This is a genomic window from Hahella sp. CR1, from assembly GCF_029813005.1.
Lineage (GTDB): Bacteria > Pseudomonadota > Gammaproteobacteria > Pseudomonadales > Oleiphilaceae > Hahella.
The window spans coordinates 1099478-1125684 of the sequence record NZ_JAPELK010000001.1; the positions used below are offsets into that span (position 1 = coordinate 1099478).

21 protein-coding genes are annotated in these 26207 nt (G+C 45.4%); 9 read left to right on the forward strand and 12 right to left on the reverse strand.

What is annotated here, in order from left to right:
• The first annotated feature begins 235 nt into the window (after positions 1-235).
• Positions 236-1189, forward strand: coding sequence for a hypothetical protein (locus ONV78_RS04950; protein WP_279501561.1), 954 nt, complete (start codon positions 236-238; stop codon positions 1187-1189).
• Between the two features lie 551 nt (positions 1190-1740).
• On the opposite strand, the gene ONV78_RS04955 is transcribed toward ONV78_RS04950, so the two are convergent.
• The 5 genes from ONV78_RS04955 to radC form a co-directional block, all read right to left on the reverse strand.
• Entirely contained in the window at positions 1741-3462 is a 1722-nt protein-coding gene (locus tag ONV78_RS04955; protein ID WP_279501562.1) for an RHS repeat protein, read from the reverse strand.
• 95 nt (positions 3463-3557) lie between these two features.
• Positions 3558-3947: a hypothetical protein gene (locus ONV78_RS04960; protein WP_279501563.1), complete on the reverse strand. Its 390-nt coding sequence runs from the start codon at positions 3945-3947 to the stop codon at positions 3558-3560.
• A gap of 1 nt (position 3948) precedes the next feature.
• Positions 3949-9612 (reverse strand): DUF6531 domain-containing protein, encoded by a 5664-nt coding sequence (locus ONV78_RS04965; protein ID WP_279501565.1) that lies wholly within the window; start codon positions 9610-9612, stop codon positions 3949-3951.
• 894 nt (positions 9613-10506) lie between these two features.
• Positions 10507-11568 carry a YEATS-associated helix-containing protein gene (locus ONV78_RS04970; protein WP_279501567.1) on the reverse strand — a complete coding sequence of 354 codons (1062 nt, stop codon included), beginning with the start codon at positions 11566-11568 and terminating at the stop codon, positions 10507-10509.
• Between the two features lie 289 nt (positions 11569-11857).
• On the reverse strand, positions 11858-12370 hold the full coding sequence (gene radC, locus ONV78_RS04975) for a DNA repair protein RadC (RefSeq protein ID WP_279501568.1): 513 nt from the start codon (positions 12368-12370) through the stop codon (positions 11858-11860).
• A 283-nt stretch (positions 12371-12653) separates the two neighbouring features.
• On the opposite strand from radC, the gene ONV78_RS04980 reads away from it, so the two are divergent.
• The 3 genes from ONV78_RS04980 to ONV78_RS04990 all read left to right on the forward strand — a co-directional run bounded on the left by ONV78_RS04980 (position 12654) and on the right by ONV78_RS04990 (position 14643).
• On the forward strand, positions 12654-13481 hold the full coding sequence (locus ONV78_RS04980) for a hypothetical protein (protein WP_279501570.1): 828 nt from the start codon (positions 12654-12656) through the stop codon (positions 13479-13481).
• 293 nt (positions 13482-13774) lie between these two features.
• Positions 13775-14044: a hypothetical protein gene (locus ONV78_RS04985; protein ID WP_279501571.1), complete on the forward strand. Its 270-nt coding sequence runs from the start codon at positions 13775-13777 to the stop codon at positions 14042-14044.
• Positions 14045-14106: 62 nt separating this feature from the next.
• Positions 14107-14643: a hypothetical protein gene (locus tag ONV78_RS04990; protein WP_279501573.1), complete on the forward strand. Its 537-nt coding sequence runs from the start codon at positions 14107-14109 to the stop codon at positions 14641-14643.
• Here the strand turns inward: ONV78_RS04990 and ONV78_RS04995 are convergent.
• The 3 genes from ONV78_RS04995 to ONV78_RS05005 form a co-directional block, all read right to left on the reverse strand.
• Positions 14640-15413, reverse strand: coding sequence for a transporter substrate-binding domain-containing protein (locus ONV78_RS04995; protein WP_279501575.1), 774 nt, complete (start codon positions 15411-15413; stop codon positions 14640-14642). The genes ONV78_RS04990 and ONV78_RS04995 overlap by 4 nt on opposite strands.
• A gap of 193 nt (positions 15414-15606) precedes the next feature.
• Entirely contained in the window at positions 15607-15894 is a 288-nt protein-coding gene (locus ONV78_RS05000; protein WP_279501576.1) for a hypothetical protein, read from the reverse strand.
• Positions 15895-16326: 432 nt separating this feature from the next.
• Positions 16327-16500: a hypothetical protein gene (locus tag ONV78_RS05005; RefSeq protein WP_279501577.1), complete on the reverse strand. Its 174-nt coding sequence runs from the start codon at positions 16498-16500 to the stop codon at positions 16327-16329.
• Positions 16501-16606: 106 nt separating this feature from the next.
• Between ONV78_RS05005 and ONV78_RS05010 the strand changes: the two genes are divergently transcribed.
• The 3 genes from ONV78_RS05010 to ONV78_RS05020 all read left to right on the forward strand — a co-directional run bounded on the left by ONV78_RS05010 (position 16607) and on the right by ONV78_RS05020 (position 20043).
• The gene (locus tag ONV78_RS05010) at positions 16607-17869 is read left to right on the forward strand and encodes a hypothetical protein (protein ID WP_279501580.1); all 1263 of its coding nucleotides are present in this window, start codon (positions 16607-16609) and stop codon (positions 17867-17869) included.
• A gap of 13 nt (positions 17870-17882) precedes the next feature.
• Entirely contained in the window at positions 17883-19127 is a 1245-nt protein-coding gene (locus tag ONV78_RS05015; RefSeq protein WP_279501582.1) for a HEAT repeat domain-containing protein, read from the forward strand.
• Between the two features lie 67 nt (positions 19128-19194).
• Positions 19195-20043, forward strand: coding sequence for a hypothetical protein (locus tag ONV78_RS05020; RefSeq protein ID WP_279501583.1), 849 nt, complete (start codon positions 19195-19197; stop codon positions 20041-20043).
• Between the two features lie 29 nt (positions 20044-20072).
• On the opposite strand, the gene dgt is transcribed toward ONV78_RS05020, so the two are convergent.
• Positions 20073-21542 carry a dGTP triphosphohydrolase gene (dgt, locus tag ONV78_RS05025; RefSeq protein WP_279501585.1) on the reverse strand — a complete coding sequence of 490 codons (1470 nt, stop codon included), beginning with the start codon at positions 21540-21542 and terminating at the stop codon, positions 20073-20075.
• Positions 21543-21609: 67 nt separating this feature from the next.
• Positions 21610-21915: a hypothetical protein gene (locus ONV78_RS05030; RefSeq protein WP_279501587.1), complete on the reverse strand. Its 306-nt coding sequence runs from the start codon at positions 21913-21915 to the stop codon at positions 21610-21612.
• An 816-nt stretch (positions 21916-22731) separates the two neighbouring features.
• Here ONV78_RS05030 and ONV78_RS05035 point away from each other — a divergent pair.
• Entirely contained in the window at positions 22732-23232 is a 501-nt protein-coding gene (locus ONV78_RS05035; RefSeq protein WP_279501589.1) for an ATP-binding protein, read from the forward strand.
• Positions 23233-23541: 309 nt separating this feature from the next.
• Here ONV78_RS05035 and ONV78_RS05040 read toward each other — a convergent pair whose 3' ends face one another.
• Entirely contained in the window at positions 23542-24393 is an 852-nt protein-coding gene (locus ONV78_RS05040) for a hypothetical protein (protein ID WP_279501591.1), read from the reverse strand.
• Between the two features lie 532 nt (positions 24394-24925).
• Between ONV78_RS05040 and trmB the strand changes: the two genes are divergently transcribed.
• Complete coding sequence (trmB, locus tag ONV78_RS05045; RefSeq protein WP_279501592.1) at positions 24926-25612, forward strand: tRNA (guanosine(46)-N7)-methyltransferase TrmB; 687 nt, start codon at positions 24926-24928, stop codon at positions 25610-25612.
• 34 nt (positions 25613-25646) lie between these two features.
• Here trmB and ONV78_RS05050 read toward each other — a convergent pair whose 3' ends face one another.
• The gene (locus tag ONV78_RS05050; protein ID WP_216737543.1) at positions 25647-26174 is read right to left on the reverse strand and encodes a hypothetical protein; all 528 of its coding nucleotides are present in this window, start codon (positions 26172-26174) and stop codon (positions 25647-25649) included.
• Positions 26175-26207 lie beyond the last annotated feature (33 nt).

Below are 26207 nucleotides of genomic sequence, written 5' to 3' on the forward strand. Positions count from 1 at the left end.
CCTTGCCAGCGTTTTTCAGAGGTTCCCTCATAAGCTTAATATAATGATCCTAATATAGTTTTATAAATAAAATCTGTAGATGCGGGGTTTATATTTTTTTATTATAAATTATATTTTTTTATTATTACAATTTTTAAAAATTCAGAATTTTCATCTTCGATTATAAGCTAATCTTTATCCGCTGACATGGCTGTAAGGTACATCGTAAGTGCGGTTTATTTAAGGGAGACAGAATATGTGTAGCGATTTAACAGTAAGAGGCTGCCGTGTAACGATATCGCGCAATGACACCCCCGCTCCCATAGTGGGGTGGCTCCTTGGAGAGAGTTCACTAGGGGTTCTCATTGCGATGGACGAAAGCTTATCAGACATACGACTAGTGGAAGATGCGCACGCAATAAGTTACGACTATGACAATATGCATGAAAGTCTACTGGTGGAAGACGCTAAGCAGGTTAAAGACCAGTTACGGGTGCTGAACAATGATATTTCAGAAAATATGAGAGAAGCCATATCGAAGGTTAGATTTGATCGATTGCATGATATTAATTATCGGCTAGCTCAACTAAAGGAGATAATTTATCGGGAGAAAGACTACTTTGAGAATCGTTTATACTTAGAGCAATATAATGAATTATTTGGATTCCTCATTGCTCATGTTGACCAAGTTGCTGATTTGCATAGAGAAACCTATAATATATACGAGTATGCTGGACTTACTAAGATTCTGGAAGAGATTGGGCCGAAGCTTGTAGAACTTCGTGCAGAGCTGATAATTCCTGCTTATGACCTCGAGTTTGAAAGTAGGAGGGAGTTGATAACAAGTTTTGATAATTCCTGGACAAGGGAGAAACATATCAATTTGCTTGATGCTGTGGAGAAAATCAGATTCGAATTAATAAGGAAGGCAGGCCAGGAGTTCGACTCAAACTCTAAATCCGAACCTGAAGAACCTTGTGGAGGTGATATTCTGTCTCGTTGGGTCGGTCCTTCTTTACGTATTCTTGCTGGAACTGGACTCACAATTGCAAACGCAGCGGCAGGAATATCAGCAGGTCTCGTTTCATCAGTTACCACTATTGGATTTACTGCAATACCCGCTTATATCGGGGTAGCTGGCTCCATTCATACAGGACTTATTCAAGTTGCTGACGGTTGTGAGAGAATTGGACGCCGTGGTAATAGTTGAGTTTCGAAGTAAGCACTAAATGCCCCCTAAAGTCTGTCATAGTGCGGCCAGCCTAACTCAGCAAGAATACTTTCCATGGAATGAATGGCTTTCTCCGAAATCGAATATCAGAGTATAAATAGTAAGACTCGTTGGGAAATTTTTCTGGAACGTATGGATGAATTGAATCTCTGGAAATGACTAGTGAGAATGACTGGCCGCCACATCCATCCGCTAAGCTCACGTTAACTGGATGCGTCTGTGTATTAACCTCAGAGATCAGATTCTACTCACCAATGATAGATACCCTGTTAAGCGAGTAAACTACGCTACAGAGGTGAACTATGACCAAACAGGAAATATCAAATTCCAAGTCTCGCCAATGTTATTCCGACGAGTACAAGACGGAAAACCTAGCGTTAGCTCAACGTATCGGCGTGAGCGCCGCTGCAAAGCAATTAGGTCTCCACGAGTCACAAGTTTACAATTAGTGCCATAAGGCGCGGCTGAATCACTTGCACGGCGAGAGTGCTTCAGGTCTCAAGAAGCGACTACAATGTCTGGCAGCCTGTTTATTTTGTTGGAATAAATAAATGTAGGTGTTTCCGGTATCGCCACGTCAATAAGACTAATAAGCACAGGACTACTGCTGTGAGGGGATATTTGATGGCATACACCAGTGGGGTGAGAGCCCATCTGGTGAGGGTTCTTAGAGACTCGTGTTGCCGGATGTAATCTGCGATAGGTGGGGAGTTTCGGTAGTAGAAAGCTACGAAATCTTTACCAAGCTCATAGGGGAGTAGGTATTCGTCTCGGAACTCACGAAGAACCACTACATTAGGATCAAGGTAGCTACCGTATGCAGCGGTAGCGATAAAGCAAAAGCCTCCACCACCTCCGTTTCCTCCACTGTCGCTTTCAGTGTTGTTTGTGGAGGTGTTGTCTGTATTCTCGTCTTCTGTCTCGTTGTTTGTAGTGCTGAAGGATGGTCCACCAGGATCAACAATGACTCCGTTCACTACGCCATCTAAGTCGCCAGCTCCGCCGTCAGTGAGAGTTATCACCACCTGCTTTCCAGAGAATGATACGCTATCTGTGTAATCTGTTAGACGGCTTGCGGAAGGATCAAGCTTGTACCACATCGTTTCTGCTGGAAGTTCAGAAGGGAAGAAGACAGTAATCTGAGTTGTTGCAGGGTTATTAGTATCCATTGGCAGGCCGGTTACCCTAAAGCTAAACAAGCCATACCGAAAACCGTCAGAGGGCATAGCCTCTGACGGTATTTCTGAATCAGGCACTGAGGCTACGGTATTGAGTAGCCCGTTGGTGGCCTGGAGGCCAATAGCTTCTCCTTCATGAGCGTCATGAACTACGCTGATATGTTCAGAGCTATCATCAATGCCGTTAGCATTTGTGTCCGCATAACCGTTAACCTGATATTGATCGTGTACACCACTCTTATCAGTATCATTAGGGTCAACAGTGGCAGTATTGAAGGATACATAGGGCGACCATGCCGACCATAGTCCCTTGTTGTCGCCGTGGCGCGTACGAATCCAGTAGTTGGTGCCGGTATCAAATATCCCGTCTGGTACGCGTAATGGGCGAAAATCCGGTTCAGATTCGTTCTGTTCCTTCTCTCGTACTTTCTTAAACACTAGGTCAGTCTCAGCGAAGCTTTGATGTGCGCTGATTTGCCACTCTGACGCCCGTATAGAGTCTTCCTGGTCTGGGTCGCTAAAGCTATCAGAGTCAAAGAATTGACCGCTTAGTGGTACGGTGCTTGATATAGCTTGAATACTGGGAGTATAGGGGCGGTGGCTGTCTAGGGTATCTGCAATCGATGTTGGATTCGTGCCGTATAGAACTTCATCGCTATCAGTATCACCATCGCCGTCCGTGTCGCCATTGTTTGGATCGGTTTGGTGCGTGTATTCATCCTTGTCTGTGAGGGTATCGTTGTCTGTGTCAGTTGTACCGTTGGCGGTGGTTAGGTTTCCGAAATGGGTTTGCTCCCAAAAGTCTGGTATGCCGTCATTATCGGAATCTGCCGTTTGATCTGGAGTTGTCGTGACGGTGATTACTTTGGTGAGGATGTTTCCGGCAGAGTCGTATGTGTAACGTATGGTCTGTTCGCCGTTGTTGTATGAGGCTTGGATGAGGCGGTTGAGGGGGTCGTACGTATATGATACTGGTGCTGAAAAGACTACATTAGAAAGAGTTAGCATGTAGAGTATAATTATATGAATCCATACTCTTAACCCATATCTACAATAGACTCCATTCTGATTCATATATCCCCCTATTTTTTACACACTCTTATGGGATTAAAGCCTCTATAAATTACAAGTGACAAAAATATATCCTTGTAATTATTTCACGAAATAAATTAGTAGATACAGCTTAATGAATCACTTTTTCCAGAGTAATTGACGCTATGATCAAAAGTATCAATTACAATATATTCACAGTCTGATGATAGCGAGCTTCTCGCAGCAGATCGCCCCCTATTCGTAGCTTCATGAACCATACGTGGGCGACGAGCAACGTATATTTTAGTGCCATCCACGAAGTAGTCGTCAACTCTAGCATCTACAACGATATTTGAATCATCAAAAATCATCTTTTCATATCCTCCAGCATCAACATACTCATAGTCACCTATCAAAGTCGTTGAATAGTCACTAACTCCCGGACCGAGCATGAGTACTGCCATCAGTGCTGAACAACAAATTATTGCAAATATAACAACCTTAAATAAATGTATCGATTTTTCCATGTTATTTAATTATTTCTGGGGTTCCAGAATAGTGAATAATATATTCCTCACCTTCTATCGCACCAAAATATGAAGCTACCCCGCGCCCTAGAGTAGTTAAAAAATTTCGACTAATACTTTCTCGAAAGGGCTCGTGCATATTAAAGTCATACGGTCCATCTAATATTTCAACTTCTCCATTAGAGTTTCTGTATAAAGTAACTGATCCATGTACCACCCAATCAAATGGGCCTACGATTATTGCCAGAGCCCGACCATCTTCCTCGAAATCTTTAACTTGCTTCACAGTAAGTTTGGTTGCATCTACTTCTACTGTAAAATTTGGATCAGTATTAACTCGCCAAATTTTATTGGCCTCGTAAAGTCCAAGACGTCCATCTTCAGTTGCAGCATCTGCAACCTCAATTGCATAGTTCCCTTCTTTTACCCTACAAAGACCATCAAACAGATTCCTCAACATCCCCAAAGAACCTTCCATTAGAGAATTATTTCCACAGTCACCATTTCCTTGATGGCCTAGATCGTGTTTCCCTTCTTTTGGAGAAAAACCAGAAATATCAATCAGAATAATTGGATTGTTCACCGCATAGATATATCTATGCATACTTTGTGTATTTCGGGGGGTACCAGGCTTGGTGTCTTTGGAAAGGAATCGTTGTTGGTCGCTATCATAGTATCTTGCTCGCACATAAAACAGGCCATCAACTTCATTGGTTATACCATGGAAGCCTAAATACGTGAAGGGGGTGTCGGTGTTTCCAATACTCCCTGCAGGGCCACCAAATGGATTATAGGCGTATTGGTCGGTCACAGTCCCTGATTCATTGGTAAGTGCGACGGTGTTGCCTGTGGAATCATAGTGATAGTAGTGAGCGGTGTCGTCTGCTTCGATGCGGGCTATGAGTCCAAGGCCATACACGTTGTATGCATTAATAGAGTTACTTGAATCAGTCTCTGCAAGAATGTTGGTGAGACTGGTATTTGTATCCAGTGTAAAGCGAGTAGTGATGCTATTTTGGGTGCGAATATATCGATTGCCAACACCATCATACTTATAACTAATTTTTGTTCCTGCTATAGATAATTCCATCAGTCGATCTGCAAAATCATATGCATATGTATCAGTGCCTTTGGCGGTCATACTGCCATTGTTGTTGAAGGTGTTGGATACACCATTCACATTAGTGAGGCGATTCTCGGCATCATAGGTATATGTTGTCGTTCCTGGGGAGAATATAGGAGGAAAAGGCTCTTCGCGTTCTTCATGAGTGTGGTTCCCAAGTATATCTAGGGTATAGAGATGGCTGGAGATTATTGCGCCATTGGATTTCGCATTGGTGAGGCTAATGAGTCGGTTCGCTTTATCATACACATAAGAGGCGTTAGTGCCGTTGGGGAGCGCTGTTTGTATCAGCTTGCTCTCGTTGTCGTAGGTGTATTGTGTGGTGTTACCCAGCCAGTCTGTGACAGTGGACATGCGATTGAGGACATCGTAGTCATAGGTGACAACTTTATTGCCGGGATAGGTGAGGGAAGTGCGGTTGCCGTTGGCGTCGTAGCTGTACCCGACTACATTCCCAAAAGGGTCGTTATGGCTTGTGATACGGTATAGGGCGTCGTAGGTGTAGCTCTGTGTGCCAAGGCTATCCGTTTGTGTAATGCGATTCCCGTTTACGTCGTAGGTGAACTGGACAGTGCTCGCATCTGGGTAAGTAATGGTGGAGATACGATCAAGGTCGTCGTAGGTGTAGGTAATGACGATTCCGTCTGGTTTGGTTAGTTGAGAGAGATTTCCTACGGCATCGTATTGGTATTTCGTAGCGTTGCCCAAAGGCTCTAATGTGGCGCTGATCCGATTTAAGGCGTCATAGCTATACAGCGTCTTGTTGCCGTTGGTGTCGGTCATGGACAGACGGTTGCCGTTCTCATCGTATGTGTACGACATGATGCCGCCGTTGGCGTCTGTGACCTTTGTAAGGTGCCCTAACGCGTCATACTCAAACGTGGTCGTTTGCCCCTTTGCATTGGTGGTGGAGATTACACGTCCAAGCGCATCGTATGTCGTTGTGGTAGAGCCTTCCAGAGGGGCAATGACTTTGGTGCGGCGGTTGAGTTTGTCGTATGTGAAGTGGGTTTGGTCGCCGCTCGCATCTGCGATTGCAGTTAGGTTGCCATTCGCATCGTGGAAGTAATTTAGCTCGTTGCCAAGAGCATCAAACGTACCGATCAGCCTGTCTACCGGATCGTAAATGAGTCGAGTGAGATTGCCATTTTTATCTTGTTTTAGGACAACACGGTCGAGCGCGTCTGGGGTATTTGTGAGTACTCCACCCAAGGCGTCAGTGGTGGTGATGAGCAGATCTTTTTCGTTATACGAAAATTGAGTGATGTTGCCATTTTTGTCTGTTGTGGAGAGACGATTACCATTGGCGTCGTAGGTGTGCGTGACAGAATGCCCTAGTGGGTCGGACACTGAGAGTAAGTTGTCATTTGCGTCGTAGATGTAGGTTGTTGTGCGGGCTAGAGAATCGGTCACTAAGAGCTGACGGCCTGCGGCGTCATAAGAGTACTGTGTCGTATTTCCCAGCGCACCCTCTACTTGAATCAGATTGCCTTCACTGTCGTATGTGTTGGTGGTGACGTTACCGCGCGCATCGGTAATGGTGAGCGGCAATCCCTTATCGCTATAGGTGACCGTAATGGTGTTGCCCAGTGCATCTGTCGTCTGGGATACGTTACCTTTTTCATCGTAAGAGAAGAGAGTTTGGTTGCCCTGGGCGTCTACTCGGGTTATTGGATCGTTTTGGGCGTTATAGGTAATGGTCGTGGTGTTCCCAAGAGGATCTGTTTTCGAGGTGACGTTGCCACGTTCGTCATAGGTGTACTTGGTTGTGTTGCCGTTCTTGTCTATGACTTGAGTTCGGTTGTTGTTATCGTCATACGTAAAGTACTGCGTGTGCTCTAGACTGTCCTTGATTGAGATTATTCTCTTCCTGCTATCGTGTGTGTGCACCTCGACCTGACCAAGCGCATCGATAACTTCGGTAACTCCAGTCTCGAAGTTGTATTCAAATTTAGTTTGGCCGCCGAGACCATCTTTTTGTAAGGAAACCACTCGGCGCATAGTGTCATATGCGTTCTCGACGATGGTGTTTCCTCTGGGATCTAGTACCTTAGTGATTTGGTGGGCGAGATCGTAGGTATACTCAGTTGTTCCGCCATTTGGGTTGGTTGCAGATAGTAGGTCGCCGTCGGTGCTGTAGCCGAAGGTTATGGTTCTGCTGATGGGGTCTGTAATTTGGATAATCCGATTATCTTCATACTGGAAAGTGATCTGCCGTCCGGCTGTGTCTGTAATTGCGTCTAAGTTGCCTGATAAGTCGTACTGCAAAGAAAGGGCATTGCCGTTTTTATCAACGAGACTGGCTAGTCTTCCTTGGGTGTCAAAGTTGTATCTGAGTTGCTGCTTAGTTGTGAGGGTGAATGTGCCGTCACTGTTGTCGGTTAGTTTGTTATGGATGCCTGGATCTGGGGTGTATGAGCCGCCGCTATTACTAAAGGTCTCTCGATTGCCGTCACCCAAAACAACTACCGAAAACCCTGCCTCGTGTATGAGTTGTGCGCTGTAGGAATGGGTCCACCCATAACCGAGGGGGCCATTTCTGAAGTTCGCATCTTTAGAGTTGTAGTAGCGGTTAAATGCAAAAGGAATCCCAATACCGGGTAAGGTGAGGTCAGTATGCTCATAGGTGTAGTTCCCAGTCGCTAGATTGACTGGGTCGTCGGAGCATGATTGCGTCCCGTCACAGTTTTTAGCTTTTGCATTGGGTGAAATTCCTACCTGCGCGGTTCCTTTGCCGCCACAAAAATCGGTAACGGTGAGTCGGGCAATAAACGGAGTACCGTTATTGGTGGTTTTATAAAGGTGCTGTACTTCTGTACCTGAACCTAACGTCCCATCTCCAAAATCCCAGTCATATGACTCTATTGGGCATGCAAGAGAAGGAACTCCCGCCATGCCAGTGAATGTAACAGGTTCATCGGTAGCGGGAGCGTTGTTGCTGACTTCTATGAATGCATCTGGCAGAGATCGATACATCCTAACGATATAGTTCGCATCAGTCTGGCCATAGACGGCGATATAAAACGTCCCTGGAATACCTTTGGAGTTACGGATTGATACAGAGGATGAGGTTTCATCAAAACGATATCCTGTGTAACACAGGTCTGCGGCCGGGGCTCTCTGGATACAGCTTTCGGACTCCGCCATATAGAGTTCAGTGTCACCAGAAATCTTCGTCAGCGTTACGGTGTAGGAAATATCTGCATTTGTATCGAAACGGTAGAATTGAGATTCTCCTTGGCTCACGCAGCCACTTTGTTGTATGCCTTCTGGAAGTTCTCTGACAGATGACGAAGGTTCACAAGGAGCTACCGTGAATGAATAGCGGTTAGAACTCGCTCCGTCTGTGTTGACTGCTTGAACGCCCCATGTACCGACATCGTTTACATTGTTGAACTGGTATGTGATTGATCTCTCTGAGGTTTGTTCAAGCTTTTCTGCGTTGCTTTCATACACGTTATTGTCAGTATCATAAAAAAGCAGCTTTACTCCACTGCGGAAGTTGCTTCCCATTACGGTGATAGTTTGATTGAGTGAGGATGCAGGAACAGGGTTGGGCGATACTTGGTTAATGACGGCTGTTTTAAGCGTGCATATATCGCCAGGGACAGTGATCGTAACTGTGTTTGAACTGGTTATCCCGGCAGTGTTAGATGCTTCGATACTGTAGGTATAGCTTGTGCCTGCCACGAGTCCGGTCTCGTTCGTGAACGAGAACTCCGCACTGCTCAGTGCATTGCCAATTTGGATACCATTACGATATATCGTGTAGGACGTAGTGGCGCTTGATGCTGTCCAGTATAGCTGTACCGCTGGTCCTGCCGGGTCTCTTGTGTCGCAATAGGGCTCTTCATGAGAGAGTGTGAAAGGTCCAGGAAGGGAGGGCGTACTGACATAATCCACCGAGAAAAACTTCGTTTTCGTTTGCTCACCTGTTTCAAATGTCACGCTCCAGTCGTATGTGTCATACGGTTCCGTTTCTGTACCCGTGAGTAAAGTGGGGGATACTTGGGCGGAGTTGTCGTTCAGTACGGAAAACTTGCCAGTCCAATTAGATGGGGTCCAGATGTAGGGGCTTCCTGTGCATGTACCTCCACTTGGGAATGTACACTCCCAAGTAATTTTGGTGACACTTTGGAACGCACTGCCAGAGAGCGTAATATCTGGCTTATATGGCGAGGCTTCAGCGGTGTAGCTGCTTTCAACTCCATTTATATCCAAAAGAACCGCTATGAAATCCTGAACGGAATATCCCACCACTCCGCTTTCCCAAGTGATAAGCCACCATGTGTAGCTATTGTCGCTACCGGAATATGGGCCAGAGTTGATGGTTCCAATGGAACGATTGGATATCTGTGCAGTGGGGGGACAACTTCCATCTGTTATCTTGGTGCATTGTCGAACGTTTAAGTTGTCGGTAATGGCGAGAATGGTGTCGCCGGCAGTAACCGCTCTAACGATTGGAGAGGTTAAAAGCAGGGTAGCGAGAATGGACGCGATAAATGAGAACCGACAACATTTCCCTTTGGAAATCCATCTCATGATAATTCTCCAAACTGCTATGACGCCTAAATACTGGTACCGTACTTCAAATCCCGAGCTTCAATGGCACACCAAACTGGTGTCACAGATTTATAAGCGTAGTCAGAGGATAGAGGCTGCTCGGAAACACAGGCTCCATAACCAAGAGCTTCCTACCCTTTAGCTGTTAGGTTAGAAGTAAAGATCAAAAAACGAACTGATGTTGGCTGTTTGACAGTGTTTTACATTTCTCAATTGGTATTGAGTTGTTGCAGGTATTAAAAAGCCACCACTAATGTCGGTGGGGGCGAAGAGCTACCCTGCCATATAGCCTCTCTCTATAAAGCTCACGGAACTTACTTCCGTTACTTGCAACCACAATCTGGCCAAAACAGTACTATCAGAAAGTGATGATCCTGCTTTCTGGTGGTTGAGCTCTTGGGGCATCCTGCTAATGGGCTAAGAGAGCGGATTTTTCCTCAGAGGTTTGGTCAGGGAAATCGCACTATGGATGAGTAAGTGACCATACTTTTCGGCCATGAGAGGTGAAAAGTGGCACTCAATATCTTAAATCGGCTACCTTCCTCACTATGCCATGTTTTCTGGGGGCTACTACAGAATATTTCCCTATAGTCGGATTTTTAGCAATTTCCTGCCACTTTTATAAAATCCCAGCAATGTATATGAAGTGTGATTACCCCTAGAGGTTTGGTAGTTATTACAGGGATGGTATGGAGAAGAGGGAACGAAAGCCCCTCAAGATCAGTTACTTAAGGGGCTAGACTCAATTAGTCTACTTCAATTTCGTCTCTAAAACGTGATTTCATAGATAACACTCCTTACTTACAAAACTTTTGGGGCACTTCCGTGCTCTTTTAGCTTACTACACCTAATTACACTGTCAAGATTGAGTTTCTATGGTTTGAGGAGACTTTTTGAAAATGCTATTAAGTTATCGTAATAACTATATGATTTTATGTCGTTATCCTTCTCAACTATGGATAAAACCTTGGAGAAAGTGTTACAAGCCTTTTCAATGTATGGCTTTAGATTCTCAAGAGGCTCATCCTTATTCAGTAAAATCTTATAGCAAATTATGTTCACTAAACAGTGCGCCTCTCTCTCATTATCTAAATACGGCGACTTTAACGCGTTCTCACATGCTTGTATCGCTTCGCGTAGTAGAAGCTCCTTTCGCTCTGGGTAAATTTTGGATTCAAGAGATAATACATTTCCTTTGATAGACCATGCGCGAGCATTATTTAGTATACCTATCGATTTGTCGAGGCAGCTTTTTGCTCTAGCTATCTCATTTTCTATTGAAGTGGTCTGAACGGTTTTGTCTCTTGCATTGTGAAAATGAAACTTCGCAGTGTTGCTATAGTTTTCAGCTTTTATGTATTTTTGAAATTCCTCATCTTTCTGCTTAAGTTCCATATATTTTTTTTGATTATCTAACGCAATTTTTTCTGCATTCTCGGCTGCTTTCTCAGCTTCTTCGACTGTTTTTATAATTCTTTGTGTGACGGAACTAAGAAATCTCCTTGACGATATTGCAGCAATTAAGCAGAATCCCATATATACCAAATAGTTTAATGGGTTTGTGTTAATGGCGTCTTTGATAATGTTACTACCAATGATATGTAAAAAAAGTGGAATAATGAGAGATGCGCTTACGCCCGTTATCAAACAGCTTATTAGATCAGATATTTCAACGTCGTTGTCTTTTTGGTCTCCACTTTTTCGTTGTAGACAATAATTGGTCAATCCTCCTAATAGGCCGGATGATATTGCAATGCATATTAATATATATATCTTTAATGGAATGTCTTTGTTAATGGTTGGGGTAAAATCTACGTCGCTAAAATATAGCATGTTTACTATAGGGATCGATAACACTATGAGTATAGCTAAAGTAGTAACAAATATCACAAGAGTCCTTCTTTTTCCGGTGTAGGAAATTTGAAATTTCAACATGGCAATACCTCCATATATCTTTTTGCTATAATCATCTTGATGTAATTTATTTTGCGATATAAAAAAGTGGGTGTATTTTTGATAAATTGTTATTGGTAGCTACACAATTGTTCATTGCTTATCTCACATAGATTTCTTTCCTGTCTTAATAAGAAAGTAAAGCCTAAAAATCATTAATTTCCTCCTTTAAGTCGCCTTAATACTCAGAGATGTGCGCGGGAACCCTTTGGCGTGTGAGAAGTAACTGGATATATGTAAAACCCCACCATGGTATTGGTGGGGCGAAGAGCTACCCTGCGATATAGCCTCTCTCTATAAAGCTCACGGAACTTCCGTCGCTTCCAACCACAACATGATCAAGCACGCGCACGTCGATGAGCGCCAATGAACTCTTCACGGTCTTAGTCATTGCTATATCGGCCAGGCTGGGCTCAGACATACCGCTCGGGTGGTTATGGGCGAGAATCACTGCTGCTGCATTCAACATAAGCGCACGCTTCACTATTTCTCGTGGGTATACGGACGCTTGATCAATGGTCCCGTAGAACAATTTTTCAAAGCTAATGAGGCGGTTCTGGTTATCAAGGAACATGCAGGCAAATACTTCTTGTTCATGTTCTGCAAGCTGGAGCACGAGAAAGTACTTGGTCGCGTCAGGGTCGCAAAATGCTTTGCCACGGAAAAACCTTCCATTAAGGATATGTTTTGCAATGGAAATGATTTTGTCTGGATGTATTGCCTGATCGAATTGGTATGAGCCGTCTTCGTGGATTGAGTAGTGCTGTTGTACATCTTCGTTCATATAGGTTTTCTCTATGTGGTATGCAAAAGAACATGAAGAACAGCCAGCAAGGGTGAAGCCCCATACTGGCGGCTTCACCTCGCGCGTCTCTGTGACGCACGCATACAACATACGCGAGAACGAAATGAATCAAAGACAGTGAAAGGTGCCGTGGCGGCACATATGGAGTACGGCAAAGTGAGGGCATCTTATTGGAGAAATGCTCATCAATTTATGGAGGAACGTCATCGAACTGAACAAATAAAGTTATACTGTTAGTGCGATACAAGGAGGGAGGCTTGCCATGAAACCCACGCATGATAACCGTGAGGGAGATGTCGTTCCCGCCAGAGAATTAACCGTCAGAGACAATCGTATAGCAGAGCTGGAGCAGTCAATTACGTACCTGAATCAGATGGGTATGAATCTACTGCGATCAAGCAGCTATCTTGGTGGCATTATTGAGTTTTTCCAGCAATGCGCTGAATCTCAAGATCCATTCGATATGGCGTTAGCCATGGAGAGTGCGTTAGCTAGCTACACATTGCCGTATCTCTTCATCCTAAATTTGCCGGAACAGCATTATATCTACAGCAGTGAAGGCTATATCACTTTGGATCAGGCCCGAGCGCTTACGCATTTAACCCAGCAGCCAGACAGAATGATTACCTATGAGCAGGGAATGATTGTTAACTACCCATACTTCAGTCTATGGGTGTTGTTGGCGGAGGAGCAGGGGGATCAGCATTTAGATAACCTGACTAAACTATGTGGCGCTGCAAATTTCATGTTGGAAGCGATCATCCGAGCTCAGCAGGAGAGAAGGTCAAAAGAGGTGCATCGCCGAGAGTCGATAAAACGGACTCAGGAAATGTTAGATGACATTATGCGAATTGAGGTGAACCGCAGTGTGGGCGCTATGCAGAACCTTTCGGATTTAAGATGGACGATAGAAAGCGCTATTTTAAAGCTCGACCTTGATAGCGATATTGAGCAGCATATCGTTACCTTATTGGAGCGATTGCTAAAAACGTTTGAAAGCCAACATGCCTCTAGTCGTCTTATTGGAGATTATATCAATAACGTGAAGGAGAACCTGACAGAGTTCTCTGTCACAAGCTTTAGTCGGTAGAGTGAGCTGCCTGTGTAGGCTACGAATCGCTCAGTATATTGTAGAAAATATATTTTATATGAATCAGTATTGATTTATGTATATATGCATATGAAAAAACGGTACAAGTCAAAGCGTATGTGCTTCAGATCAGTGGCTATGTTTATAGGAAGATGTGCGTTATAGCCTGTGACAGGATATGGAGAGTTGTCATAGCCTTGTATTTTAAGAAATGGCTTGAGAGCGGCTTCATCTGTTGAATTATATGCCATGAGAAAGTCTCCCAAGGAAGTTCCAGAATCCGGGAGAACACTATGGGCCCGCCATTAGTTGATACCGAGTGGAAATGTTTTAGTGGCAGCAAGGCTGTAAAAGATGATGCTGCCAAATGTGTTGCTAAGAAGCTCATACGATTGAAAACAATGGAATGTGCCGCTCAAGGTACGCCAGAAGTACTGAGTCAGATTCACGTGTGTCAAAAAGTCTTGTATACACTACAAGCTCAAATAGGGAGTGCACACTGTTACTATTTCTATCTGCGGGCTGACATTGAACTGCGTAAGCTTGATTTGTTGATTTTTTAAATTCATTCTGTGAATGGTTGTTCATTATATTTATTATTTATATACATGTAGAGGCGTTCGCGGTGGCTAAACATATTTGTACAACAAGGGCTGCGTTCGTGAACTGGCTTTCGATGATTTCGGGAATGTCATTTAGGTCAGTATCGTATACCGGAACCCAAAGTAATGTAGAGTTTTGCATTGCTAACTCAGCAGAACTCACCGTCGCGCTTAACGTTGCCCCTGAGTATTTCCCCGAGGGAATGTATGAAGTTGAGTCGGTGGGTGGTTGTGACCGTACAATTAATGAAGCCCAGCTAGCAATGGCCCTGTCGTGCGAACTGGGTCTTTCTAAAGCTGGTGCAACGCTTGGTGGATGTGCGGCACTACTTGAGGCTTTGGCCGGATTTGAATTTTTCTTCGCTAAGGATACTACGTGCCCTGGATATTCCACTGCTGTGGTATGGGTGCTAGTTCCTGATGAGGAACAGGGTAAGGATACACTCCAGTCCATTTTGGAAGAGCACTCCGTCATGTGTACCTTTGGTGGTGCAGGGCGAGAGTTAACGCTCGAAAATGCCAAACTGGGGGCAGGGATGAGAAAGCAAGCAACGCGTTAGGGCGTTGGTGGATCGTATTTTCCCGCCATGAGGTCATCTGTGTATGCGCGGTATAGGCCTTCATCCCAAACCTGTTTCAAGCCCATATTGAACTGGCGTACTAATCGCTTGGAATCGCTATTCGCTTTGGGGAATAGTAAGTGGAGTGTCGCGGTGACGAGTGGCTTGGGATGATAGGTAATTAAATCGGCAGCATATTTTGGAAATTTCTTGCGCAGTAATGTTAGCCCGGCAACTTGCCCCATCAAGCACAGATCAAGTCTATCCATCAGAAGCATATTAAAGTTTTGCTCGTCTTCCGGCACTGCGCCGACGTTCAACATTCCCGAGTTTGCGGCTGCCCAGAATTCTTTTGTGTAGGTATATCCGATGGTGGCACCAATTCGGTAGCCCCGTAAGTCTTCAAGGGTATCCCATTGCGTAATCACCTTGGACTTGCTGTGAAAGAACACGGTTTTTTCCTCTACAAGTGGATCACTGCAAATGAAGTCTTTTTGTCGATCTTCACTACAAACCCAGTACGACGCTGCCTGGAACATCCCCTGCCGAGCCAACTCGTAGCTGCGTGCCCAAAGGAAATACTCAAATCGAACATCAATGTCCTGCCGTTTAAACGCTTCTTGTATGACATGGTTAACAAAGCCACCCTGTGGGGCTTCCTGTGAAGTCCAGGGAATATACTCGCCGGTTGCGATGGTGATGGTTTCTTGGGCGGTGGCTGGGCATGAGGGAAGTAATAGCGGAGGGATAACAAGTACGATGTATAACATCAGTATTACATTGTGTCGCGGTATAGCTAACGCACTCATGTATAACCGCCGTGTAGTCGTAAAGCGATTGCTTTAAGAGGAAGCAACGATATATCCAGTTTAGACGAATCTGTGGATGATTGTGCTACGCATGGGCAATGTTGGAAGAGTTGTTATGAGTATGGGCATCCTTGCCCATTGGAGAGTCCTTTCGTTAGAGGAGAAACAGTAGCGGAAGCGCAGCCAGCGCTACCAACCACCAATTATTTTTGAAACTGGTCGATTCCTGCATGGCGGCTACATTTGTGGTGTAGGACGCACAGGCTTGGTCTGCCTGTTTGTACGTTTCATACTCCCGGTCGGTCATCTGCTCCAAGCTTTTATTTTTAAGGGATACATACACCGGATCTTTGCATGGGTTTTGGGTATTGTCGGCCATGACTGGTGACACAACGAGGCTCAGTGCTGCACATATGCTCAGCGCTGCAACGGACTTCTTCATAATCTTCCTCCTGAAAACAACACACAGATACACGGAAAAGGTTCCCGAGCATTCGAGAGCCTTCTCACACCTTGCAAAATCAAGTGTAGTTGACTTGTTATTAAATGGAAGAAAATAATAAAAATATACTGATTTGGTAGATATATATTCCTCCTCTATTCTGCGTCGATGACGCTAACCATCCGCCAAAAACACGAACTCCTTATCCGTCTGCTGAGAGAAGCCCGAAAAAAACAGGCTATTAATCAGGAGGAGTTGTCTGCGCGTCTTGGGAAACATCGGGTATTTGTGACGAAGTATGAATCTGGTGATCGCCAATTAAATTTATTTGAACTTATGGCTATCTGTCGCGAGCTATCCCTTGATATTCATGCAGTTATACGAGGTATGGAAAGTGACATGCCTACGTCGCTTGAGCAGGATGAGCTCTATCTACATGGATTCTGCAAAGGCTTTTTGCTCGCGAAAGGATACGAAGTGTCGAAAGGGAAGATGGCCGACGACGCCACTGAGTAAAAACACCTTCTTGTACATGCGGTATCGCATGCCCATCGTATATCCCATTTTTGCTATGCCGGATTGCTGATTCACCAGCAGGGCCTGCATATGTACAATCCACTTGCATTGTGAATGAATGTAACGTGTTTTTGGTTATTCAGCGCGCTGCTTGCGGTCTGGCAGGTTTAGCGCCATACAAGGGATGTGTTTCTAGATGTACTCTAATCGCTGGTACGAATTTAAGCATTGGTCTGACATTACCACTGCTGACCTTCCGTTCGTTGAGTCTCCATTCTTTGCTGCTAATTATGCAGATCGCTGTTTGAGTTCTGATGCAACGGTAGGTCAGGTCGTTAACAGCCTCGCTGGTTCTCATTTCCGCTCCATGTTTGGTTCTTTTCCGGGCAGAGGTTCGCGGCATTTCCGAAAGTGGCGTGATGATTTCGTGCGAGACGTTGAGCGTGGAGATGTGCTGCTTGTATTTAAGGACAAACGAAAGCCGTTTTGTCCTCTGATTGCTGAAAGCGAGGGTGGCCTTACACCAACCAATTCTGAACCCTCTCTCGCAAATCGGTTGATGGTTCGTGCTGATCCTCCACCGCCGCCACCTCCTGCAATTACCGGAGAGGTGAGTGATGTCTCCTCGTTTAATGGGAATCTTGGTTGGTCGAGTGAGAGACGAGATGACGAGAGTTATCGAGCGAGCCAAATAAAGCCTGGAAAAGTTACCTCAACTGGGGGCACATCTAATACCACTTCTGGTGGAGAGAAAGAGGATGCCAAAGCCGAGACTTCAGATACGGTTACCCCTGTGGCTGCGTCAGTCGTTCCGACCAGTCCCGAGGATATGGTGTTAGAAATGGATTGCGGCGGATATCCATTTGAAGAGGCGCCGTATTTTAAAATGTCTGAATCGACTGAACGTTGGGAAGTCCGCCCGACAGTCGATAATGGGGGCTCTGCCCGATCTGATGAAACCTCTTCGACTGCAGAACTAAAGAAAGCTTTCCGAAGATATGTTGATAGGAACAAGCTCAGTGTGAGTGAAATTCGAATCCTTGATGAGATGCTGCAACCCCATTTTGGCAAAGACTTTACCGCCAAGGGGCTGTCTGGTGACCAGATAGTGAAGAATCTCAATGAGCTAAATAAGAAGCCGCTCAAATCAATGCCCCCAGCTTATAAAATTAGCTACCACCATCTGCGCCCGACTTGGGCGGGTGGGGAGAATGAAAATAATCTATTTCCGATTCGACCAGGGCATCAAACAGCTGGTGTTCACCGATGGTGGGATTCAAAGCTTGCTGACTCTGCGACACCAGAACAGCGGGTGGAAATGTTAGGTGGGTCAGAAGAGCCGACAGTTAATAAAATAAGCGAGAACAACATTGGTAAAATTGCTGAGCGCTTGATGAATAAAAAGCCGCCTAAACGCCTAGTGGTTGAAATGTGCTGCCCGGAAGCTTGTCCGATATAACGTAGGAGAATATATGAACGCCTGGGAAAATGAATTCGAGAATGCGGTCAAGTTGTGGGCTGATCGGGAAAAGTTAGCAAAGAGTATGTATATGGCAGACGCGAGCAAGGCGTCAGCCCTTATGCAGCTAGAAGCTTCCTATGAGGAAATAGCGAGGCGTCTGGCTACTGGCGTGGGTGACAATGCTGCCGTGCTACAGGCGGCAATCAACAGCAAAGGAGCGCGAGGCGAAGTTGCATGCCATGTCATATTGTATTCTGGCGACTCTGACATGGAGTCCATGCTCTTGCAAAAGATGGGGGAGAAGGACGGTAACGCACACTGGAATGTTGAGTCAGCTTTGCGAGTATGTGACGTAGACAAAATAAAGCGCTTTGGCCATAAAGCCCTCGCGTTGCAGAAACCTTGGATTCATGACGCGCTTTCAAGCGTTGTCGCTAAGAATATGCTCAATGAGCTAGCTTCGTATTACCAGATCGACGCTCTTATCTCTAATCCTTCAACATACACTATTTCCATGCTCGGTTACGTTGGTGACTCCAGCTACACCAGTGCTCTTAAAACGCTTATGGATGATGAGGATGTGAGTAGCTATTTCCGTATTGAATGCGCAAAAAGCTTGTTACTGATGGGTGATGATAGTGGTCTGGATTTCTATAAATTCGCGCTGTCAGAAAGACTGGAAGACGGAACGTTAGCTTACCTCATTGGCCGTTACGGGAATCCTGAGGATGTAGTGCCATTCTTGTTTAACGAAGCGAAAGAGCAAAGTGATGATGAGGATGATGTCGTTGGAATACTCAAAGGCTTGGGTTTTACCGGAGATATTCGCGCAATTGATGCCCTGAAGTCTTTCTTATCGGACGAAAGTGAAGAGGTGCGAGCCGCAGCAAGTACGGCAATCTCTGAGATAACAGGCGAGTGGAATGTTGATCAGTATGCTGATGAGGATGAACTGGCCTCTTTCTGGGATCAGTGGTTGTCGGAAAATATTGCCAAGTTTGATGCTGCAACTCGTTACCAGCGTGGAGTGGCGTTTGATCTCAACTCTCTGGCCAGCAAAATGATGAACGCTGATCGTGAGTCTCGTGTAATAACACACGAGCACTTAATAGTGTTTTCAGGACTGCACGTACCATACGACGAAAAGCGTTACTACGCAGATCAATTGACACAAGTTGAGCTCTGGAAAAATGAGCTCGCTACTCAAAACAATGCTGGCGCTGGAGGGTGGGTCCGGCATGGAAGAACTCTGTAAGCTTTAAAGTGCTTTTAGATGGCATCTCTTGGAGATATTTTTCGGCGTTTGAGACAGAGTAGGACTGATGGATTACATCTATATTGTTATAGGATTGGGAATTATTGGCTGGATAACTATCGGTTCTCCTCTGCTGATGATTCATCAGCGTCGAGTTGTTAATATCTTTTTTGATAAACCTAGCTTATATGCTATGGCGGAACTTTCTTTTGATAAAGGTGCTTGGGAGAAATGTAAGGCTAGGATTCATATAGGATCTATTTCTGTTCCTATAACAACAATATGGAAGGGAATGTGCTCTCCAATTGTCTCAAAGTTTAATGAGATTGGTTATATTGGAAGTGCATTTTCTTTTGCTGCGTTCATGTTATCTGTTATTTTCCTTGGGAAGTATTTTCAGGGAAGGGATTTTTTTATTGTTTTGGGGATTATATTTATTATAGTGTTTTCCGTAAGCTGGTTTCTATATAATTTTAGACCTTTTTCTGCAAAGTCGGCGCAGCTCTGTGCTCAGGCTGGATTGTCTTTAGAGTATATTAAGGAGATTGGCTGGGAGAAATATGATGAGAAAATGATTGATGTGATAAAGGAGGAGGTAAAGCTCGATCTTGATATTTACAAAAGAGAAACAGGGGTTGGTAAATTTGTTATAGTTTCACTTGCATCGGCGCTACTTTTTTATGCTCGTGTTCATGAAGATTTATCTGTTGGTTTTATCGTGGTTTTGACTTTTCTATTCTTATCTATATTTGTTTCAACTTGGCTTTATGAAGCATATAGGAGTCGAGTTATAGAAATAGCCTTTGAAACTATTATAATGCTCAAAAAAGAGAAAGTGATTTCAGTAGGCAATGTGGATCGCAAGAGCGACAGTTCTGCTCTTGAACAGAAGCGGAAGTGTATAGAATCCAGTTAGAGCTGGCGTACATTTATTAGTCTATGCAGTTAAAGCGGTTTAAATACAGATGCTCCCTCGGAAAATAGCCTTCCATGGAACTCTGCTGCATGTCTATCAGTCATGCCTGCAACGTAATCGCAAACAACTCTGTTTTTTTGTGAGCTATTCTTGGCCAAATTGTATTCTAGCTTCCAGTGCTCTGGAAGTAGGTTGCCGTCGCTTTCAATTATTGAATTAAAAATTTGCTTTACATACTCCTTTCCTTTGTACTCAGTTACCGTGAGTCTCGATGATTTAATAGTTAGCATAAAGTTTAGTCTCTTTAATAACTCAACACTAATTAGTTTTTCTCTATTAAGTCTCACTCTGGAAAGCTGGGGGAACTCTTTGTTTGGGACTAATTCAACTGACCTAATTAGATTTCCTACTCTCTTTGCTGTGAGCTTTTCTTTTTCGAGTGGTTTTGATGTATATTGTGAGTTAAATCTTTGAGCCTCTACCAAAGTTAGAGCTGTCCGAGCTCTTTGAGATCCTCCATTCTCCGGTTCAACTTTAAAATCCATGAATTTGAATAGTTCGGCAATTACAATGGAGAGCTTTTCGGGGCTATCCAGCTTTTCGTACTCTTCTTTCTCCAACTCTCCATTTATTTCTGAAAATATTTGATCTCTTAAACTTGTAGATTCGCCCCCTTCTGGGGTTATAGCTTCAAATAAATACGTTGGAGTTATGAATCCGGCGTATAGTGAATCTTCAAGGTCATAAGTAGAGTAGGCTATGTCGTCAGCAACATCCATAATATAGCACTCAATAGTTTTAAACTTATTTTCTCCATGTCTTGGTGCTACATGTCCCTTTATCTGTTTGACAAGTTCTCTCTCAGAGGAATAGTAACCTTTTGAAATTTCTGCCGTTTTATTTCTCTTTGAGCTGATTTCTTTATCGTACTTTAATACAGACGCTAGTGACCTATAAGTTAAGTTGCGGCCATGTGACGCGACCTCAGTTCCATCATTTAAACTAATAAGCTTTTTTTCGACAACTGAAAGTATGCGTAATGTTTGTGCATTACCCTCAAACCCACCATAGGAACGCATCAGTTCGTCAAGGGCTCTTTCTCCATTGTGTCCAAAAGGAGGGTGGCCAAGATCATGAGCAAGTGCTGCAAATTGTACGAGATCTAAGTCAATTTGAGTGTGCTTTCCAAACTCACTTGGGATCTTCTTAATATTTAAGAACTGAGCTATGCCAGCAGCTATTTGTGCAACTTCTAAAGAGTGAGTTAGTCTAGTACGAAAAAAATCATCTTCGTGTCCGGGATATAGCTGCGTCTTTCCTTGTAGTCTCCGAAAGGATGCAGAGTGTAATAAGCGAGCGTAATCTTTCTGAAAAGGAGTGCGCCCTAACTCTCGATTTTCTTCAAGCTCCGCCTCTCTCAGTGGATTCCCGTCTTGCCGTTTGCAGTCTCTACTAATTTCATACAGCTTATTTTCAGGGTGAAACGAAGGACTTTCCATAAAAAAAAGAGCCAAGTATTAGTTGGCTCCTCCATAGTATTTTGAGTGACTTAGGTGCCTACGAGCCTTAGCTGCCTTCAGCTATCTTAAACGCCGAATACACCGCCCTAGCTCTCCTTTTAGCTGAACTCGCATAATCATACGGAGAGCTGGTAAAGTCATAGGGGTTAGGTAACTCATTGTTACCACTCTTAGATACAATGTGTCCTTGGGCGGATTTCTTATGGTCTTTTTTGTGCTTAGTTTTTGCCATTGTTGCCTCTCCCAGTTGCCTTATGTGAATTAGCTCTTCAATAACTTCCTGTTGTTCGTCCTCAGAAAGTGTTGCAATCTCACGCAGTATCTCGTTAATAACTAACTGCTTTTTACTCATACTGTACTCCCATCGGTAGGTGATTGAGGTGAGGCGTAGCTGATTGAGCCTCACCTCAATCACCTATACGAAAGAGTAGAGCTTCTCGTATCATAGTAGCACAAGAAGTATAAATACTAATATTTAAAAGTGTAAAAAAAATCAACACCTTATAGAGATGTCCGTATCAATTTAGGAAGTTTAAAGACCTTCAATCAGACATAGGTAGTCTTATAATTTCATTAACCCTATATAATTTAATAGGTTACGCTATCTTGTTGTGATAACTATTATTCTAGAATAATAGTGTAACCAACTGATATATAATGTCGAAATATAGATTATCTGATTAAGTAAAACTATGAATAAGGGCCGTAAGTTGGCCCTCTAGTCATTTCTATGAGTCATGGTGTTAGACCATTGCCCAAAGCTATTCTCAATCTATCCATATATTTCCTGCTTGGAGAATGCTCATTCCCTGTCCAGCCAAGCACTGTGCTCTCATCAGCCTGAATTGCCGCTGCTAGCGCTTTAAGGGTGTATCCCTGATGTATGGCATACACAGATAGCTTTTCTCCAAATGAGCCCATTGATACACATGGGCAGTAGGTAAGGAACTCCATAATTTTTGGGTAGTAGCGCGCGGGAGGATGATGCTTATTATGCTCCCAGTTAAGCACTGTTTCGGTGCATGCGCCAATACGCTGTGCTACTTCTGCCTGCGAAAGGTGCAAATCAAGCCTCCGCGCTCTAATGTGGTCTCCGAGAGTCCGTAGCTCTTCTGGATAGAGGTAACCCTTTGATTTTTTGGCAGTTAATCGAACTGGCAAAAAGGCAATGAAACCATGCCCTTGTGGCTATTCCGGCCACCCTGAAGTGTCCTGCAAGTGCACTGAGGTGCAGGTAAGTCGTTATCGACAAAAGATTTCAGGTCCTTTGTTAGATCGCTTTGACTTGCATGTCGAGGTGCCCGCTGTCGCTATCAACGAGTTGCAGCGCGCCGCAAGGTCGGAAAGCAGCGCTCAGATTGCTTCGCGGGTGAACGCCGCCAGACAGGCGCAATTGGCCCGCGCAGGTTGCGCTAACCAATATCTGCAGGGCGAGTCCCTGGAGCAGCACTGTCAACTGGGAGAAAAAGAGCGGCAGTTGCTGGAGCGGGCCCTGCAAAGGCTTGGCTTGTCCGCCAGGGCCTATCACCGGGTTCTGCGAGTGGCGAGAACCATCGCTGATTTGTCCAGCTCGCCCAACATCCAGGCGGCGCATCTATTGGAGTCGCTCAGCTTTCGCGCTTTGGATCGGCGCAGGGAGCCTCAGCATGAGATGTCACAGACAAATTAGGTGTCGGAGCTTCTGGGATATTAATGCTTTTGCATGTAGAAATGGGCGCAAGTGCTTGAATCGCTGAAGAATAAGCGCGCCTAATAAAAAGAGGAGCCCAAGGGGGCTCCTAAATGGGGTTTAGGAAGACAATTTCGATCGCTTCAGATCGAATTTGCTTGACTGGGTGCATAGGCATGGCCCAGTCAATTAAATTGTACAAAAAATGCTCTAATCTATCTATAAAGGAACGGCGCCTGGAATGTAAACGCTTGTGAATTGAGAGCGTAAAAAGGCGTCTCGCGGCGGATTCTGTGGGGTTGAAGCGGGTCAGGTGCCGGTATGATAGGAACTGCTGTTTATCCATGTCTCCAACTCCCTGTCGGTGGCGCTTTTCAGGCGTTTCAAGCCTGCTTTGACGTATTGTTTGGTTTGAAACACGAGCTGACTGCTGTCACTGAAGAACTGATCTGCAAGTAGTCCTTCTCCTGTGCGTTCTGGCGTCAGCTCTTCAGTAATGCGATGTTCAATGCCCAGCCAGATTTCCCCGAGCTTGTACCAGGGCTGCCCCGCCTGCAGCAACTCGTCCACGTCATACTGGCCGCTGATGTGATGGCTGGATTGCGTGAAATAGCGCGATAGAAAACCAAGCCGGTCGACGAAGGCCTTCTCCTTCGCTCCCGAAGCCAGGCAGTGAGTGCCGATACCACGAATCTGGGCGGCGGTTTCCATCAGCTCAGGCAACTCATTCAAAGACAGACGCGCGACGGGTTGATGGGACAGGTCCAGGTGCTCAAACAGAGGGCCGTTCAGAAAGTCCTTGTATAGCTTCAATAATTGCTGAATCAGGTGAGTATGCAACTCGAAGTTATGGAAGGCGCTATCCTGACGCCAATGATAATTCACCGTGAACCATTCCGCGCATAGACTCTGCCAGCTGTCATCGGAGATTAGGTCTCCGCGCAGCCGCTGCACTTCCTGTAAGTCTTTGAGCACATAGGGTTTGATGGCGGCCAGGCGGATCTCGAAAAAATCGTCGCCTCCGAGTATCGCAAGCGTGGCGCCGCGATGCTGCTGAATATGAGTAATCAGCTCCAGCAATTGCTGGCATAGCTCCAGGCAACGCTGCCGGGCTTGGTGCCGTTCATAGGCTTGGCGGACTTTAGAAATAGATATGTTCATCTTCCATTTTAATTATTAGCTCTATGGTTGATGTTTCCGGTACTGCAATAGCCGGGGTTACTATCTCCAGCCCAAGCAATATAAAGGCCAAGGAGTCTATTGATCTGGTCGCCGTTCACGGGGCGTTAGATCATCTATCTTTAAAGCTTAGCTTAAAGCCCATGGTTTCGGGTGGCTCCGGCCAATGCTTTTGTTTTGGCCTCATCGAGGCGCCTGACCAAAGTTGTGCGTTCCTCATTTTGTGGAGATAGCGTGCCCCCATATTTTGCTTCATTTTGGTGCGTGCTATTGGGGGGATGAGGCTGAGGTACCCTGATGGCGCAAGAATAGGGGAGGTTTCGGTGCGTGATTACAGGACTTTTTATTTTTAAGTGAGGCGGATGCACATGAAAAATGAGGCGATAAGTCGTTGCGTGTTTTTTATACGGAGCCTATCATTCCAGCCCCTGTTTTCCGATGAAGGCGATAGCGTTTCCCTCATTGGTGTGACCAGACTTTCCTGAAGCAGTTAGAGTAACGATTTAGAGTAGCTATGGATAATCAACATTTACGCCCCATTCGCAGTTTTGTTATTCGAGGTGGGCGTATGACGGCCTCCCAGCAAAAAGCGTTTGATCGCTTGTGGCCGGAAAAAGGTCTGGCTGTGGAAAACGGCCTGCTGGACTTGGAAAGCGCATTCGGCCGCCGCTCGACAGTAGTACTGGAGATCGGTTTCGGCATGGGACAGTCTCTGGCGGAAATGGCCGCCAACGAGCCTGATGCCGATTTCATTGGCGTAGAAGTACACAAGCCGGGCGTCGGCGCCTTATTGCGACATATGGAAGAGCAGTCCCTGGAGAATATCCGTATTTTCTGGGATGACGCCAACGAGGTGATTGATAAATGCCTGCCAGACGCCTCGCTTGATCGCGTACAGCTGTTTTTCCCTGACCCCTGGCACAAGAAACGCCACAACAAGCGCAGGATTGTGCAGTTGGAGTTCGTGCAGCGAATTCGCGCCAAGCTGAAGAGCGGAGGCGTATTCCATATGGCGACGGATTGGGAGCCTTATGCCGAGCACATGATGGAGATCATGAGCGAAGCGCCGGGAATGGAGAATATATCGGGAGTGGGGCAGTTTTCACCGCGCCCTGACACCCGTCCCGTCACCAAATTTGAGAAACGTGGCGAGCGCCTGGGACACGGCGTTTGGGATCTCATGTTCCGTCGTGTTGACTGACATTGCGTAAGGGGCGTGACGAACGCCCCTGGTTTCAGTTGGATTTCGCCGTCGCTTCCCGGTTGATTCTGATACGCAGGAAGTGCATCAGGCGAGTCAGCAGAAAACCAACCCCCGTGATCAGCAATAGAAACTTCAGGCTGGCGAAATAATAGGCCGCGGCAGTCAGCTGGGGATACAGCCAACCACCCAGAACAAAGCCCAGGGCGAAGTTCTCAACAGCATCGCACATCCCCGCAATCAGAAATCCCACCGTAAACAAATGCTTCAGGTCGCTGTCCGCGCCTCGCGATAATGCGCAAAGCAGCACGGTGTAGGCGACCAAAAACGGAAAATCCAGAATCAGGCTCCAAGTCGCCCAGAACTGTCCCTCACGACCCCATGAGTTGAGGATGAGTTCTGCTCTGAATGGGTTTTTGGCCAGTTCGAAACTGACGAAGCCCCAAGGCGCTACGTCGTTTTGCAGGTGAGGGTGTATCCAGAAAATCAGTCCGCCAAAAAGGACGGTGGCGGCGAGACTGAAGGCAATGCGGTTTTTCTGCGACGGGTGAGGGTCGTCCATAGGTAGAAACCTGTATTATCCGGGAAGTGTCCA

What these genes read in the sequence shown, in the direction of transcription:
- ONV78_RS04950 (WP_279501561.1), top strand. Translation starts at nt 236, where the DNA reads ATGTGTAGCGATTTAACAGTAAGAGGCTGCCGTGTAACGATATCGCGC.
- ONV78_RS04955 (WP_279501562.1), bottom strand. Translation starts at nt 3,462, where the DNA reads ATGAATCAGAATGGAGTCTATTGTAGATATGGGTTAAGAGTATGGATT.
- ONV78_RS04960 (WP_279501563.1), bottom strand. Translation starts at nt 3,947, where the DNA reads ATGGAAAAATCGATACATTTATTTAAGGTTGTTATATTTGCAATAATT.
- ONV78_RS04965 (WP_279501565.1), bottom strand. Translation starts at nt 9,612, where the DNA reads ATGAGATGGATTTCCAAAGGGAAATGTTGTCGGTTCTCATTTATCGCG.
- ONV78_RS04970 (WP_279501567.1), bottom strand. Translation starts at nt 11,568, where the DNA reads ATGTTGAAATTTCAAATTTCCTACACCGGAAAAAGAAGGACTCTTGTG.
- radC (WP_279501568.1), bottom strand. Translation starts at nt 12,370, where the DNA reads ATGAACGAAGATGTACAACAGCACTACTCAATCCACGAAGACGGCTCA.
- ONV78_RS04980 (WP_279501570.1), top strand. Translation starts at nt 12,654, where the DNA reads ATGAAACCCACGCATGATAACCGTGAGGGAGATGTCGTTCCCGCCAGA.
- ONV78_RS04985 (WP_279501571.1), top strand. Translation starts at nt 13,775, where the DNA reads ATGGGCCCGCCATTAGTTGATACCGAGTGGAAATGTTTTAGTGGCAGC.
- ONV78_RS04995 (WP_279501575.1), bottom strand. Translation starts at nt 15,413, where the DNA reads ATGTTATACATCGTACTTGTTATCCCTCCGCTATTACTTCCCTCATGC.
- ONV78_RS05000 (WP_279501576.1), bottom strand. Translation starts at nt 15,894, where the DNA reads ATGAAGAAGTCCGTTGCAGCGCTGAGCATATGTGCAGCACTGAGCCTC.
- ONV78_RS05005 (WP_279501577.1), bottom strand. Translation starts at nt 16,500, where the DNA reads ATGCAGGCCCTGCTGGTGAATCAGCAATCCGGCATAGCAAAAATGGGA.
- ONV78_RS05010 (WP_279501580.1), top strand. Translation starts at nt 16,607, where the DNA reads ATGTACTCTAATCGCTGGTACGAATTTAAGCATTGGTCTGACATTACC.
- ONV78_RS05015 (WP_279501582.1), top strand. Translation starts at nt 17,883, where the DNA reads ATGAACGCCTGGGAAAATGAATTCGAGAATGCGGTCAAGTTGTGGGCT.
- ONV78_RS05020 (WP_279501583.1), top strand. Translation starts at nt 19,195, where the DNA reads ATGGATTACATCTATATTGTTATAGGATTGGGAATTATTGGCTGGATA.
- dgt (WP_279501585.1), bottom strand. Translation starts at nt 21,542, where the DNA reads ATGGAAAGTCCTTCGTTTCACCCTGAAAATAAGCTGTATGAAATTAGT.
- ONV78_RS05030 (WP_279501587.1), bottom strand. Translation starts at nt 21,915, where the DNA reads ATGAGTAAAAAGCAGTTAGTTATTAACGAGATACTGCGTGAGATTGCA.
- ONV78_RS05035 (WP_279501589.1), top strand. Translation starts at nt 22,732, where the DNA reads ATGAAACCATGCCCTTGTGGCTATTCCGGCCACCCTGAAGTGTCCTGC.
- ONV78_RS05040 (WP_279501591.1), bottom strand. Translation starts at nt 24,393, where the DNA reads ATGAACATATCTATTTCTAAAGTCCGCCAAGCCTATGAACGGCACCAA.
- trmB (WP_279501592.1), top strand. Translation starts at nt 24,926, where the DNA reads ATGGATAATCAACATTTACGCCCCATTCGCAGTTTTGTTATTCGAGGT.
- ONV78_RS05050 (WP_216737543.1), bottom strand. Translation starts at nt 26,174, where the DNA reads ATGGACGACCCTCACCCGTCGCAGAAAAACCGCATTGCCTTCAGTCTC.